Source organism: Sulfurimonas hydrogeniphila (genome assembly GCF_009068765.1).
In the GTDB taxonomy this organism is placed as follows: domain Bacteria; phylum Campylobacterota; class Campylobacteria; order Campylobacterales; family Sulfurimonadaceae; genus Sulfurimonas; species Sulfurimonas hydrogeniphila.
In genome coordinates this window covers 1,434,765-1,448,007 of the sequence record NZ_CP035534.1, presented here as the reverse complement: position 1 = coordinate 1,448,007, position 13,243 = coordinate 1,434,765, and the positions used below count along the sequence as shown (strand labels likewise).

General features: G+C 37.5%; 14 protein-coding genes. 7 read left to right on the top strand and 7 right to left on the bottom strand.

Translation table 11 applies throughout. From position 1 onward, the window contains the following. The first annotated feature begins 5 nt into the window (after positions 1-5). The 6 genes from ETP70_RS07670 to ETP70_RS07640 all read left to right on the top strand — a co-directional run bounded on the left by ETP70_RS07670 (position 6) and on the right by ETP70_RS07640 (position 5,227). Positions 6-2,336 (top strand): bifunctional diguanylate cyclase/phosphodiesterase, encoded by a 2,331-nt coding sequence (locus tag ETP70_RS07670; protein WP_151900638.1) that lies wholly within the window; start codon positions 6-8, stop codon positions 2,334-2,336. A gap of 7 nt (positions 2,337-2,343) precedes the next feature. After that, positions 2,344-2,664 carry a hypothetical protein gene (locus ETP70_RS07665; protein ID WP_151900637.1) on the top strand — a complete coding sequence of 107 codons (321 nt, stop codon included), beginning with the start codon at positions 2,344-2,346 and terminating at the stop codon, positions 2,662-2,664. Further along, entirely contained in the window at positions 2,649-3,287 is a 639-nt protein-coding gene (locus ETP70_RS07660; RefSeq protein ID WP_230973240.1) for a type III pantothenate kinase, read from the top strand. The genes ETP70_RS07665 and ETP70_RS07660 overlap by 16 nt, the downstream gene beginning before the upstream one ends. Continuing rightward, positions 3,281-3,904: an ATP phosphoribosyltransferase gene (gene hisG / locus ETP70_RS07655; RefSeq protein WP_151900636.1), complete on the top strand. Its 624-nt coding sequence runs from the start codon at positions 3,281-3,283 to the stop codon at positions 3,902-3,904. The genes ETP70_RS07660 and hisG overlap by 7 nt, the downstream gene beginning before the upstream one ends. Then, on the top strand, positions 3,897-4,586 hold the full coding sequence (locus ETP70_RS07650) for an SAM-dependent methyltransferase (protein WP_151900635.1): 690 nt from the start codon (positions 3,897-3,899) through the stop codon (positions 4,584-4,586). Before hisG ends, ETP70_RS07650 begins: the two co-directional genes overlap by 8 nt. A 380-nt stretch (positions 4,587-4,966) precedes the next feature. Beyond that, positions 4,967-5,227 (top strand): hypothetical protein, encoded by a 261-nt coding sequence (locus ETP70_RS07640; protein ID WP_151900633.1) that lies wholly within the window; start codon positions 4,967-4,969, stop codon positions 5,225-5,227. A 33-nt stretch (positions 5,228-5,260) separates the two neighbouring features. On the opposite strand, the gene lysS is transcribed toward ETP70_RS07640, so the two are convergent. Genes lysS through ETP70_RS07620 form a run of 4 tightly spaced genes read right to left on the bottom strand, consistent with a single transcriptional unit; the run spans position 5,261 to position 8,810 of the window. Then, a complete protein-coding gene (gene lysS / locus ETP70_RS07635) occupies positions 5,261-6,775 on the bottom strand; it encodes a lysine--tRNA ligase (RefSeq protein ID WP_151900632.1) in 1,515 nt (504 codons plus the stop codon). A 16-nt stretch (positions 6,776-6,791) separates the two neighbouring features. Continuing rightward, complete coding sequence (locus tag ETP70_RS07630; RefSeq protein WP_151900631.1) at positions 6,792-7,277, bottom strand: Fur family transcriptional regulator; 486 nt, start codon at positions 7,275-7,277, stop codon at positions 6,792-6,794. A 2-nt stretch (positions 7,278-7,279) separates the two neighbouring features. Further along, on the bottom strand, positions 7,280-7,897 hold the full coding sequence (locus ETP70_RS07625) for a CvpA family protein (RefSeq protein WP_151900630.1): 618 nt from the start codon (positions 7,895-7,897) through the stop codon (positions 7,280-7,282). Then, positions 7,887-8,810: a GGDEF domain-containing protein gene (locus ETP70_RS07620; protein ID WP_151900629.1), complete on the bottom strand. Its 924-nt coding sequence runs from the start codon at positions 8,808-8,810 to the stop codon at positions 7,887-7,889. Before ETP70_RS07620 ends, ETP70_RS07625 begins: the two co-directional genes overlap by 11 nt. Before the next feature lie 120 nt (positions 8,811-8,930). Between ETP70_RS07620 and ETP70_RS07615 the strand changes: the two genes are divergently transcribed. Beyond that, positions 8,931-10,280, top strand: coding sequence for a class II 3-deoxy-7-phosphoheptulonate synthase (locus ETP70_RS07615; RefSeq protein ID WP_151900628.1), 1,350 nt, complete (start codon positions 8,931-8,933; stop codon positions 10,278-10,280). Positions 10,281-10,364: 84 nt separating this feature from the next. Here ETP70_RS07615 and ETP70_RS07610 read toward each other — a convergent pair whose 3' ends face one another. The 3 genes from ETP70_RS07610 to ETP70_RS07600 are packed head-to-tail and all read right to left on the bottom strand — an operon-like array spanning position 10,365 to position 13,162. After that, positions 10,365-10,721, bottom strand: a complete 357-nt coding sequence (locus ETP70_RS07610) for a hypothetical protein (RefSeq protein WP_151900627.1) — start codon at positions 10,719-10,721, stop codon at positions 10,365-10,367. 1 nt (position 10,722) lies between these two features. Further along, positions 10,723-11,220 carry a preQ(1) synthase gene (gene queF, locus ETP70_RS07605; RefSeq protein ID WP_151900626.1) on the bottom strand — a complete coding sequence of 166 codons (498 nt, stop codon included), beginning with the start codon at positions 11,218-11,220 and terminating at the stop codon, positions 10,723-10,725. After that, positions 11,213-13,162, bottom strand: a complete 1,950-nt coding sequence (locus ETP70_RS07600) for an ABC-F family ATP-binding cassette domain-containing protein (protein ID WP_151900625.1) — start codon at positions 13,160-13,162, stop codon at positions 11,213-11,215. The genes queF and ETP70_RS07600 overlap by 8 nt, the downstream gene beginning before the upstream one ends. Positions 13,163-13,243 lie beyond the last annotated feature (81 nt).

Genomic DNA, 13,243 nt, shown 5'->3' with positions numbered 1-13,243 from the left:
TTTTTATGACGCAGTTTTTAAGAATCATTGTCATAGCTGTATTGTTAATTACAGTTTTTTTGACAGGAAGCTATCTTTATGTGACCAATAAAGTAGAGACTTTAAAAAATGAAAAGTATTTTGAAGTCAGTAAAGATATGAAAAATGAACTGCAGAGTCTGATTAAAGAAAAATCTGAGGCGATTTTGCTGGTGACTTTGGCACTTTCTGCAAATCAGAATATAAAAAATGCGTTAGAACAGAAAAATCACAGCAGTCTTTATCTTGATAATTTAATTACAACTCTGCAACGCTACTCCTCTTTAAAAAATATCTGGATACAGTTTATCGCACCCGACGGGAGAAGCATTTACAGAAGCTGGAGTGACAAAAGAGGAGATGATCTCTCTTTTGTGCGACAGGATGTAAAGCAGGCTATTCATGATCCTAAAGTTATCTCCACCGTCAGTACCGGAAAATTTGATATGACTTTTAAAGCAATGGTGCCGATCTATGAAAGAGGCAAGTTCATAGGTATTGTTGAGAGCATCGCAAAATTTGACTCCATAAGTGAAAAAATGAAACGCAGTGGCAATGATCTGCTGATAGTTGTTGACAAAAGTTATAAAAAGCAGTTGAGTGAAGCCTATTCAAATACTTTTGTTGAAAATTATTATATAGTCAATCCCTTTAAGAGCAACAGGCTGCTTGAAATAGTCAAAAGTTCGTCAATTACAAAATACCTTGATATTCCTGAATATAGAGTAGACAAAGAGCATTCTCTTTTGATTACAACCTTGCGGTTGCCGGATTTGAATGCAAAATCCATGGGCTATTTTATCATTGCAAAAGATTTGAGACTGATTGATCTTTCAGATATTGAACAGGCTAAAAACAGTATTTTGGAAGTAACACTGCTCATTTTTTTATTGATCATTGTGCTCTTGTATTATGCTTATAATGTAAATTACAAACGCTTTATAGAAGAACAAAATGAGATACTCGAACAAAGTGTAGAGGAAAAAACCAAAGAGCTGGAACTGCAGTCAAATGTTTTGCGATTTATTGCGCATCATGACCATTTGACACAACTGCCAAACAAAGTGTTACTTTTAGACAGAATTGAAGAGGCTATAAAACACTACAAAGCAACCGGCGAACAGTTGAGTATATTTTTCTTAGACTTAGACAGCTTTAAAGATGTCAATGACACCTACGGACATGAAGTAGGCGATGAATTGCTGTTAGAAATTACCAAAAGGCTGCAAAAGTGTATAAAGAATGATGATACTCTGGCACGGCTTGGTGGAGATGAGTTTGCCATATTGCACAGAAATACAACACATTTCAGTACAATAAATCTGATTGAATCTATTTTGATTCAGATGAAAAAACCGTTTAATATAAAAAATATAGAAATATATACTACATTCAGTATTGGTGTAGCCCTGTATCCTCAAGATGCCAAAAAAGCGAGCCAGCTTTTACGCAATGCCGAAACTGCCATGTATAAAGCAAAAGACAGCGGTAAGAACACCTATCAGTTTTATGAGAAAAAAATGACAGAGATGGCACTGCAGAAAATTCAACTCGATGCAGATATACGCAAAGCCTTGAAAAACAGAGAATTTGTAAGTTATTTTCAACCGAAAATAGATGCAAGAAACGGAAAAATTGTAGGATTAGAAGCATTGATTCGTTGGATACACCCGCAAAAAGGTTTGATTAATCCAAATGATTTTATCCCGTTTTGTGAAGAAACAGGCTTAATTCTCGAAATTGACAAATACATGCTGACGCACTCAATAAAACAGATACTGAAATGGCAGCAAAAGGGTCTTGAATTTGGAAAGGTTTCTGTAAATGTGTCTACTAAAAAGATAGAAAGCGGTAATTATATTGAAGAGCTTGCTTATACTGTTGAGCGTTTGCAGTTTGATACAGCTCTTTTGGAACTTGAAATTCTTGAAGGTCAGATTATGAAAGATCCTCAAAAATCTATAGATATTTTAAATAAAATACAAAACTTGGGTATTTCCGTTTCTATAGATGATTTTGGCACAGGATATTCATCATTGTCCTATCTGAAAAAACTGCCGGTAAACAAAATCAAGATAGACCGTAGTTTTATTACAGATGTTCCAAAAAACAAAGATGATGTTGCAATTGTCAAAACAATTATATCTTTGGCAAAAAATTTAGGCTTGCAAATAATAGCTGAAGGTGTTGAAACTAAAGAACAACTGGACTTTTTAGTACAAGAGGGATGTTATGACATTCAAGGGTATTTTTTCTCCAAGCCGTTACCTGTAGATGAATGTGAAGCATTTATAATTGCAAAAAACAAAGGAGTATAGTATTTCTATGCAAATGATTGTAGACTCTTTGAGACACAAGGGTAAAATATTTAAAAAGATGCAGGAGATTTCTCCAAAAGATTTGGGTATAAGAAATAAGATAAAAATTTATAAGGCAACAGATATACGCGGATATTTTTGGGCAATTTTTGCTGTGAGCCAAAAGAGCAGAATATTGATGAAAGATGTGCATAAATTTGAAGAGATTTATGCAAAGTTGACACTCTACTGTGAACACAATTTTAAACATAAGATTTTGTTTATAGATGCACCCTTATGCTCAAAAGCCCAAAAAGCTTTTAAAGAAGCAGGATGGAAAATCCAATAATGCTTTTGTGTGATATAGGCAATACTTCCTATCATTTTTATGATGAAAACAGAGACTATAAAGAACATGTAAAGAGTTTTGACCCCTCCTGTATAAAAGAAAAAGTCTATTATATTTGTGTGAACAAGGCTCTGCATGTAAACTTGCAGTCTTTGCCAAACTGGATAGATTTATCTGAATATATTGATAAAAAAAAATATTATCAGACTATGGGAATTGACAGAATTTTTGCCGTAGAGTCTGTTTCCGACGGTATTATTATTGATGCGGGGAGTGCTGTGACTGTTGATGTTGTAAAAAACGGACAATTCATGGGCGGTTTTATTTACCCGGGAATTAAAGCAATGCAAAAAACCTATGAGAATATTTCTCCTGCGCTGGCATATTCATTTAACTTTGAGTGTGACTTGGATATAATGCCAAAAAATTCACAAGATGCCATAAGTTACGGATATTTAAAAACACTCTATAGTGAAGTAATGTCCAATAACCTGCCGGTCATCTTGACAGGTGGCGATGCCTTGGAATTTAAAAAGATATTTAGAGATGCAAAAGTCGATGAAAAACTGATTTTCAACTCTATGAAAAAGATTATATTACAGAATGAGGATAGACAATGCTAACAGTTGCACTGCCAAAAGGTCGTATAGCCAAAGAAACTTTGGAAATTTTTGAAACTATTTTTGGTGACAGTTTTAAATTTGATGACAGAAAACTAATTCTTGAGACGTCGAAATTTCGTTTTTTACTTGTGCGTAATCAAGATGTGGCAACCTATGTATACCATCAGGCAGCTGATATTGGGGTTGTCGGGCTTGATACCCTGGAAGAACAGGGACTTGATGTTGTCCGTCTGCTCGATTTGCGTCGTGGCATTTGTAAAGTGGCAATAGGCATGAGAAGGGGTGAAAAGTTTGATTTGACAAAACCAGAGCTTAAAGTAGCCTCCAAAATGGTCAACATTACAAAGCGTTACTTTGAAGAACGGGCTGTGAGTGTAGAAATTATAAAGCTTTACGGTTCTATAGAACTTGCCCCGTTAATCGGTCTTGCAGATATGATAGTAGATATTGTTGAAACGGGAACGACTATGAAACAAAACGGCTTGGAAGTTGTGCAGGACATTATGACAAGTTCGACCTATTTAATAGCAAACAAGAACAGTTATATTGCCAAAAAAGATGAAGTTTTGGATATTTACGAAAAAATTAATGAAGTTATAAAAGCAGAAAATGACTAATCTTGATCTTTATGCCAAGGCAGAACATCTTTTAGGTATAGAAGAGGCTACAGAGGCACTCTATGATTTATACCGCTCGGAACTGGATGACTATAGTGTAAAAACACTGCTGGATGTCGGATGCGGTCGTGGCGGATTTATGCAGCGAATGAGTAGCGACGGTGTTACATGTAAAGGCATTGATTTGAGTGCTGTAATGGTTGCTGAGTGTAAAGAGCAGGGATTTGACGCCGAGTGCATTGATATAAAAGAGGTTGATGGCAAATTTGATGCCATTGTAAGTATTTTTGATGTTTTAAATTTTATGGACAGAGAGAGTCTTCTTTCTTTTTTGGAATCGGTTGCGGACAAACTCAGTGATGAGGGTGTTTTTATCGCTGATATCAATACGCTTTATGGTTTCAGTGATGTGGCAGAAGGAACGATGAGCAGTGAAAATGAAGAAGAATTTTTAAATGTCGATGCCATATTTCAAAACAATGAACTGCATACAAAATTCACACTTTTTGAAAAAAAAGAAGATGGAAGTTATACAAAACAGCAAGATACAATTGTGCAGTATTTTCATAAAATACAGATATTTCAAAAACTTTCAAAACTCAAACTTGTGGAAAAACAGACTTTTTCTCTTTATGATACACAAGACAAAACACTGCTTATCTTTAAAAAAAGAACAGAGTAGCAAAAAAGGAGTAAAAGCAGAGTACCGATTCCGGAATATTTCGGAACCCTCGGACTTCAGTCTTGATGCATTAGGTTGGGAAAAAGCATATTATTTTTCTGGAACCCATCCTTTAGGGTGGGCTGAGAGTGACAAGGATGTAACAACAGTCGGCACTAAAGTACCGATTCCGGAATATTTCGAAACCCGGACTTTCTATGCTAAAGCATGACTTAGAAAAAAACTGAATTTTTTTCTGCAGTCCTGGCTGAGAGTGGAGAAAAAACGGTGAGTTCCGGCACTGCATTCCTGGTTTTGAAAAAAATGCAAACTAAGTAGCAAAAGTTTCTCTGTCTGCATGTTATAATAGCACTATAAATAAAAAAGAAAAGGATTTACCCATGAGTAAACACAAAGCAAAAATAGAAAAAGTATTTGAGCATCCGCTTTCATCTAATATTGATTATAAAAAACTAATACATGCTTTAGAACATTATGGTGCAAAAATAGAGATGACAAAAAATCATCATGTAAAAATATTTTTAAATGACAAAGAGTATGTTATGCCTCTTCCTCATCAAGATACAAATATTTCAAAAGAGATAGTGGTAGAACTGCGTCATTTTTTAGAGAGTGCAGGGCTGACTCCAGAGAAGCTGTAATCAGCAGAAGATGGGGGGGAGGAAAGAGTATTTTTACTCTTCCTCTTCTTTTGTGTTTTCTTCCTGTACAGGTTTCATAGCAGGGAAGAGTAAAACATCTCTTATGCTGTGCTCATTTGTCAGCAACATTACAAGTCTGTCTATTCCTATTCCCTGTCCCGCTGTTGGTGCCATGCCATAGCTGAGTGCTTCAACAAAATCACTGTCCATTTCATGGGCTTCGTCATCTCCGCTCTCTTTTGCAGCCATCTGTCCTTCAAAACGTGCAAGTTGGTCTATTGGGTCATTTAACTCACTGAAAGCATTGGCAATTTCACGGCCTGCTATAAAGAGTTCAAACCTCTCTGTAATTTCAGGATGTGCATCACTTCTGCGAGCAAGCGGAGAAATTTCAACAGGATACTCTGTAATAAAAGTAGGGTCTATCAGTTTTTTCTCAACAAATTCATCAAAAAGTTCACCCTGAAGCTGCCCCAAATTCATTCCGGGTTTAACCGTAATACCTTTTTCATTCAAATAGGCAATGATTTTTTCTTTGTCTTTTGTAACATCTGCAGGAACTCCGCCAATCGTTGTTAAAGACTCTATAAGAGGAATCTCCTGGAAGTTTGCAAAATTGACTTCCAAATCACCGTAAGGCAAGAGTGTCGGCAGATTTAAATGTTCAAAAAGGTACTGGAAGTACTCTTTTGTGATTTCGATTAAATCTTTGTATGTTTTGTATGCCCAGTAAAACTCTATAGAGGTGAATTCAGGGTTATGTGTTGCATCCATCCCCTCATTTCTAAAGTTACGGTTGATTTCAAAAACGGCTTCAAAACCGCCGACAATGAGCCTTTTAAGGTAAAGTTCCGGTGCAATTCTGAGGTATCTGTCAACACCGAGTGCATTATGATGTGTAACAAAAGGTTTGGCATTGGCCCCGCCGGCAATAGGATGCATCATAGGTGTTTCCACTTCCAAAAAACCTTTGTCCTCAAAGAAACGGCGTGTCAAAGAGATAACGCGGGAACGGATTTGAAAAGTTTTTCTGACTTCCGCATTCATAATCAGATCAAGATAGCGTTTTCTGTAACGAATCTCTTTGTCAGTAATACCGTGAAATTTTTCAGGAAGCGGTGAGATGGCTTTTGTCAGGAGTTTGAAACTGTCTACATGCAAAGAGAGTTCTCCCTGTCCTGTTACAAAAGGAAAACCGCCGACTTCAATGATATCTCCGACTTCTATGTTTTTTTTAAACATAGTGTTGTAGAAACCCTCAGGAAGATTGTCGCGTGTAATATAAACCTGTAGCATACCGCTTTCATCTTCAATCTTTACAAAACTTGCTTTTCCCATAATACGAAGAAACTTTATACGCCCGCTTACAATGTAGTGACGCTTTTCGTCACGTTTGTTTTCCATCTCGGCCACATCAGAGTTGACATTCAAATATTTTTCGATAGTTGTATTTCTTTGTGAATCATTTGCATAAGGATTGTACCCTGCATCTTTTAATGCATTTGCTTTTTCTATTCTTTGCTGTATGTATTTATTTTCAAAAATCAATAGTTTTCCTTCTTTCTTAGTTGTTTTCTTTTTCTTGGCACTCTTTACAAACGCCATATATCTGCATAGAGTGGTCAGTCATTTTAAAACCGAATTTTTTTGTGATTATATGTTGGCGCTTTTCTATCTCATCATCCAAAAATTCTGTGATTTTTCCACATTCTGTACAGATGAGGTGGTCGTGATGTATTTTTACACCAAGTTCGTATTTTTTTCCCTGTGCTCCAAATGAAAGTGAGGTAACAACCTGGGAGTCTTCAAGAAGCGAAAGTGTTCTGTAAACAGTTGCTATACCTGTTTTTAGTTCCGGGTATTTGTTTTGCAGGAGATGATGTAAATCTTCAGGAGTCAGATGTTCATCCGAATTGTACAGAGTTTCCAATATCACTTCACGCTGAATCGTAAATTTGAGATTATTCTTTTTTAATAATTTTTTGAAATCATTCAGCAGTTCTTCATATTCCATGGTTTTATTGTTGAAGTTTGTCGTTACATGTATCATAATTATTTCTCTTTTATTTGATTTTTGATAGTGTCAATTTGCTGCAAGGCTGCTGCTGAGATGTTGTCTTCAATTTTTTGTTGCATATCAGCACTGCCCTGTGAGATTGTTGTATTGATATCATTTGAAATATCCGTAGGGTCTATTTTCATAATATATTTTCCTGTTTCGACTAAAACAGGAAAGAGTATACTTGTTTTGAGTGCAGAATCAAGTGTCGTTCTTATTGCCTTGACATTATAAACCGCATAAGCAATAACTGCTGCTATAAGAAAAAACTTGCTTGAACCTACGATAAATCCCAAAATTTTGTCTATCGGACCAAGACCGCTTACTGCGCTTAACTTTTTAAATGCAAACCCTATAAGAACCATTACCAGCCAAAAAAGTGCCAGTGTTACCAGAAAACCTGTAAAACTTATAGCCGATTCGTTTGAAAATTTAAATATCGTATTACTCAGATACAGTCCGACATCATCACCAAATCTGGATGCTACGAATATACCGCCTATGATACCAATGAGTCCGAAAATTTCTTTAAAAAACCCGTTCAGTATTCCTTTTAAACCCAGGAGCAGAATGACAACTCCTACAATAATGTCAAAATAGTTAAATTCCATTTTTCACTTCCATATGCATTTGATTTTTTCCGTTTTGCTTGGATTTGTACAGTGCCTTGTCAGCTCTTTCTATAAGTGTTTCCGCCGTATCGCCAGGATAGTACATTGTCGCACCCAGACTCATGGTTACTTTCAAAGATTTTCCCTGATAAAAGAGTTGATTTGAACTGATAAGCGTTAAAATTCTTCTTGCAATTTTTTGGCAGGTTTGTGCATCTATTCTGTTGAGTATAATCAAGAACTCTTCGCCACCGTAACGAAAAACTTTATCACCGTCACGCAATGTTTTTCTTAAAAGTCTGGCAACAAAAATCAGTATTTTATCACCTGCAATATGTCCGTATTTATCATTGATATGTTTGAAATCATCTATATCCAGAAGAAGTATGTGCAGTTCATACTCTAATTCTTTTTTTGCACAGAGTTTTTGAAGGTATGTATCAAGTGCCCGTCTGTTGAATATTTTTGTCAAAGAATCCAGGTTTGAGCTCTCTTCAAGTTTTTTTACCTGTGTGCTTAACTCTGATATAACCTGATTTGCGCGTTGTACCTCTTTTGCCATGTGATTTTGAATCTCATCAAACTTTTCTTTTATTGAAGGCATATCTATGAGCTGATTTTCATAGCTGTGAATAGTCTCTTCATGAATTTGAGTCAGTTTGGCAAATTTGTTGTTTGTATGTTGATATGATAAAAGTGTTTTATTTGCAATTTCTTTATAAGTGTTGGTGAATGCCAGCTTTGCATGTTCTACTGAGTCTATATCCCCGTCATTTATATTTTGAATAGTCATCACAGCATCCTGCAAATAGGTGATAACCTGTTCCTTGTTAGGCTCTTGTTGTGTGTCAATATTTTCAAGCAGCTCATGATACATTTGAGTTACTAATGATTTTAAGTCACTTTTTGTCATAAATCTCCAAATAAAAATATTCACAATTATACTAATTTAAGCATAAAAAAAGCTTTTCTCATAGCAATTTTAGCTATTTTTTGATAAAATTCCAAAAACAATAATATATAAGGTCTGATAATGAGCACTTGGAGCCCGTCTAGCTGGAGAGAAAAACCGATATTACAACAACCGACATATCCTGATAAAGCAAAACTTGAAGCTGTTTTAAAAGAGTTGAAAAGCTACCCGCCATTGGTATTTGCAGGAGAAGCACGTTCATTGAAAGAACAGTTGGCCAATGTGTCACAGGGAAAGGCTTTTTTACTGCAAGGCGGTGACTGTGCCGAGAGTTTCAGTGAATTTCATGCAGATAATATTCGCGATACTTTTAAAGCCTTGATGCAAATGGCGGTTGTTATGACCTATGCCGGCGGACTTCCTGTTGTAAAAGTAGGACGTCTCGGCGGTCAGTTTGCAAAACCGCGTTCCTCAGATACGGAAACAAAAGGGGATATTACTCTTGACTCTTACCGTGGGGATATTATTAACGGTATAGACTTTGACGAAAAGTCACGTACACCGGATCCGGAACGTATGATAAGAGCCTATAACCAGGCAACGGCTACACAAAATCTGCTCCGTGCTTTTGCATCAGGCGGATTGGCTGACTTGCACCAGGTCAGTAAGTGGAACCTGGATTTTGCCCATAAAAGTGAAGTGGGTGAGAAATACGAAGCATTGGCAGAGGATATAGAAAAATCATTAAAGTTTATGGAAGCCTGTGGTGTTACTTCTAAAACATACAGAACATTGCGTGAAACAGATTTTTTTACTTCCCATGAAGCACTGCTTTTACCGTATGAAGAGGCTTTTACAAGACAGGATTCTCTTACCGGTGACTGGTATAATACTGCAGCACACATGGTATGGATAGGGGATAGAACACGCCAGCTTGACGGTGCGCATGTTGAGTATATGAAAGGCATTAAAAACCCTATAGGCATTAAAGCGGGACCTACTATGAACCCGGATGATCTGGTACGGTTGGCTCAGGCGGTAAATCCTGAAAATGAAGCAGGGCGTCTCAATATCATTGTGAGAATGGGTGCGAACAAAGTCGGCGAGCATATGCCTGCATTGATTCGTGCTGTTGAGAGAGAGGGACTCAACGTTGTCTGGTCATGTGACCCAATGCACGGAAATACTATAAAATCATCCAACAACTATAAAACACGTCCTGTTGATGCTATATTAACCGAGATGAAGCAGTTCTTTCAGGTACATAAGGCTGAGGGTACATTTGCCGGCGGAGTTCATTTGGAGATGACAGGAAAAAATGTTACGGAGTGTATCGGCGGTTCATTTACTGTAACAGAAGAGGATTTAAGTTCTCGTTATCATACACACTGTGACCCGCGTCTCAATGCTGATCAGTCATTAGAGTTGGCATTTTTAATCGCTGATTCTTTACAGGATGCGAATAAATAAGGAGTTTTTCTCTAAGTTGGAACGGTCGGCACGGAAGTGCCGATTCCGAAGAGTCACTGCAGTCTGGGCTGTGCGTCTTTTTTATTATACCTGAAAGATATTTTCTTTTTTTACAGGTATAAAGTCTGCTCCGTAACAGAGTCGCTGTTGCAAACCTCCGCGTGCGCTCAAATCAACTACTACACCCAGATTCTTTGTCTGTATACTTTGTGTAATTGTCTCATAGATTTCAAAAGCAATATCTTCGGCAGTAAACTTTTTGTCTCTGAGTGAGGTCAGGTATTTTTTAAAATTACGTAAATCAAAGGTCTCACCACTGCTGGTAAAGTTGATGTAAACAGTTCCTCTGTAAGGCTGTCCGCTGTGTGCCAGAAACAGAAGTTCACGAGACATATACTGTATGCCTGTATTTTCTTTTACATGTAAAGGTGTTAATTGCATATTATCCTACTCTTTGCGGATTGAGATTTCTGTTTAAAAATCTGTATTTTTCTATCTCTTTGTATTTGTCTTCCTCTTTTGCATAACTGAAAGTCGGATGGATGCTGATATTGCCTCGTGGGTAAAACAGACCTACAACTTCAAGATACTTCGGCTGCATCAAGGCGACCAAATCTTTGCCTATTTTATTGACGACGTCTTCATGAAACTCACCACTGTTGATAAAACTAAAAAGATAGAGTTTGAGTGATTTGCTTTCCACCATTTTTACATCAGGAATATAGTTGATAATGAGTGTTCCAAAATCCGGCTGATTTGTTTTAGGGCAAAGTGATGTGAATTCGTCTGCATTGAGTGTCACCCAGTAGTCCATTTCAGGATGAACATTTTCAAAAGTTTCTAAAAGTTCGGGTGCATATTCATATTTGTACTCTGTATGTCCGGCTCCGAGTTGGCTGACCTCTTGGGCGCGTTTTTCTTTATACTCTTGTTCATCCATTGTTAATCTCTTCTTCTTTTTCCTGAATTGTTAAAAGCTCTTCAACTTTTTGCTCATACAACGCTTCCATATCTGCCAACTCTTTGGCAAGTTTGCTCAGACCTGTCTCCTCATAACATTTCGGATCGGATAAACAGGTGTTTTTTTCTTCTATTTTTGCTTCTAGTTCTTCTATCTCGGCCGGGAGTTTTTCCAGGGCTATTTTTTCTTTAAACGTCAGTTTTAAGGTTTTTGGTTTTTGCGTTACATGTAAACGCGGTTTTTCCTCTTTTTTTGTCGCCTCTTTTTCCATAGTGTGCAGCTCTTGCAGCTCTTTTTCTATCTCCAGATACTCGGAGTATTGCTGATGTGATTCTTCAATGGTTTTGTCCGGCTTAAAAATAAAGAGTTTTTTTGCGATTTTGTCGACAAAGTATCTGTCATGCGATACAATAATGACGGCACCGGGAAAATTTGTCAACTGCTCTTCGAGAATGTTAATTGTAGGAATATCCAGATCATTGGTCGGCTCATCCAAAATGAGGATGTCAACATCCTGTGTAAAAAGCAGAGCAAGGGCAACACGGTTTTTCTCGCCGCCACTGAGTACACCTATCTTTTTGTCTAAAAATTCACGCGGAAAGAGAAAGTTTTTAAGGTAGCCGTATACATGTAAATCACTGCCTCGTACATTGACACGGTCGCCACCGTGGGGACAAAAAGTCTCTATGAGGTTTTTGTCATCATCAAGCATCTCTCTGTGCTGGTCAAAATAGCCTACTTTGAATTCTCCGCGTTTTATCTTGCCGCTTGTCGGCTCTATGCGTCCAAGCAGAGCTTTTAGCAGTGTTGATTTTCCACTGCCGTTGGGCCCGACAATGGCGATGACATCTTTTTGGAGTATGCGTGTTGTAAAGCCGTGTAACAGCTCTTTGTCACCGAGTTTGAGAGACAGATCTTCGACTTCAAAAAGCATTTTTTGTTTGTTGACGCTTTTGTCACGGTTAAAATGTTTTGCTTCTCTTTGGAGTTCTACAGACATTTTTCTGATTTTGGCAGGATTTGTTTTTGCCTCTTCGCGCAGTTGCATCAAACGCTCTTTGCGCCCTTCGTTTCGTTTGAGCCTTGCACGCACCCCTCTGGCAAACCACTCGTTTTCTCTTTTTAGAATGCCCAGCAGATTGTCATGCTGCTTTTGCAGGGTTCTGAGGTACTCCTCTTTTTGTGTGAGGTAGTCATTGTATCCGCCCTTGTATTCACGCAAAATGCAGTCTTCGACTTCAACACTCTTTGTCGCAATTCGGTCAATGAAATATCGGTCATGCGAGATAAAAACAAGAGTGAATTTCTCTTTGAGAATCAGCTCTTCTAAAAATTCAACCATATAAACATCAAGATGGTTCGTCGGTTCATCAAGAAGCAGGACATCCGGTTTTTGCAAAAGGAGTGAAGCAAGTGCCACACGCCGCTGTTCGCCTCCGCTTAAGAGCATAACAGGCTTGTTTTCATAAGGTTTGAGCTGAAAATGCCCAATGATACGCTCTATTTTATCATCCAGATTCCAGGCATTATGATGTTCAATATAGCGAGAGAGCTTTTCATGCTCTTCCAAAAGCAGTTTGTTTCCAAAATCTTCACTTAAAAGCAGTGAGAGTTCATTGTAGCGTTCTTTTGCGGCATTGAGCTCTTTAAGACCTGCTTCAACTGCCTGACGGACAGTGTGGCCTTCTTCAAATGCCGGACGCTGATCCAGCATTTTGATTTCCAAATCATTTTTGATGATACGGCGTCCGCCATCAGGTATGAGTGTCCCGTTGAGTATTTTCATCAAGGTGGATTTTCCACTGCCGTTTTTTCCGATGATGACTATACGCTCACCTGCATCCACATGAAAGTCAACCTCAGTGAGAATTTTTTGTGCCGAATAGTGTTTGCTGATTTTTTGTAGATCAATTAATGCCATAATATAGTTTACTTTTTAATAGAGATAATAGCATTTTGGTCATTAATAAGGGCTTATTTATTTTAATAGATTATAATCTTG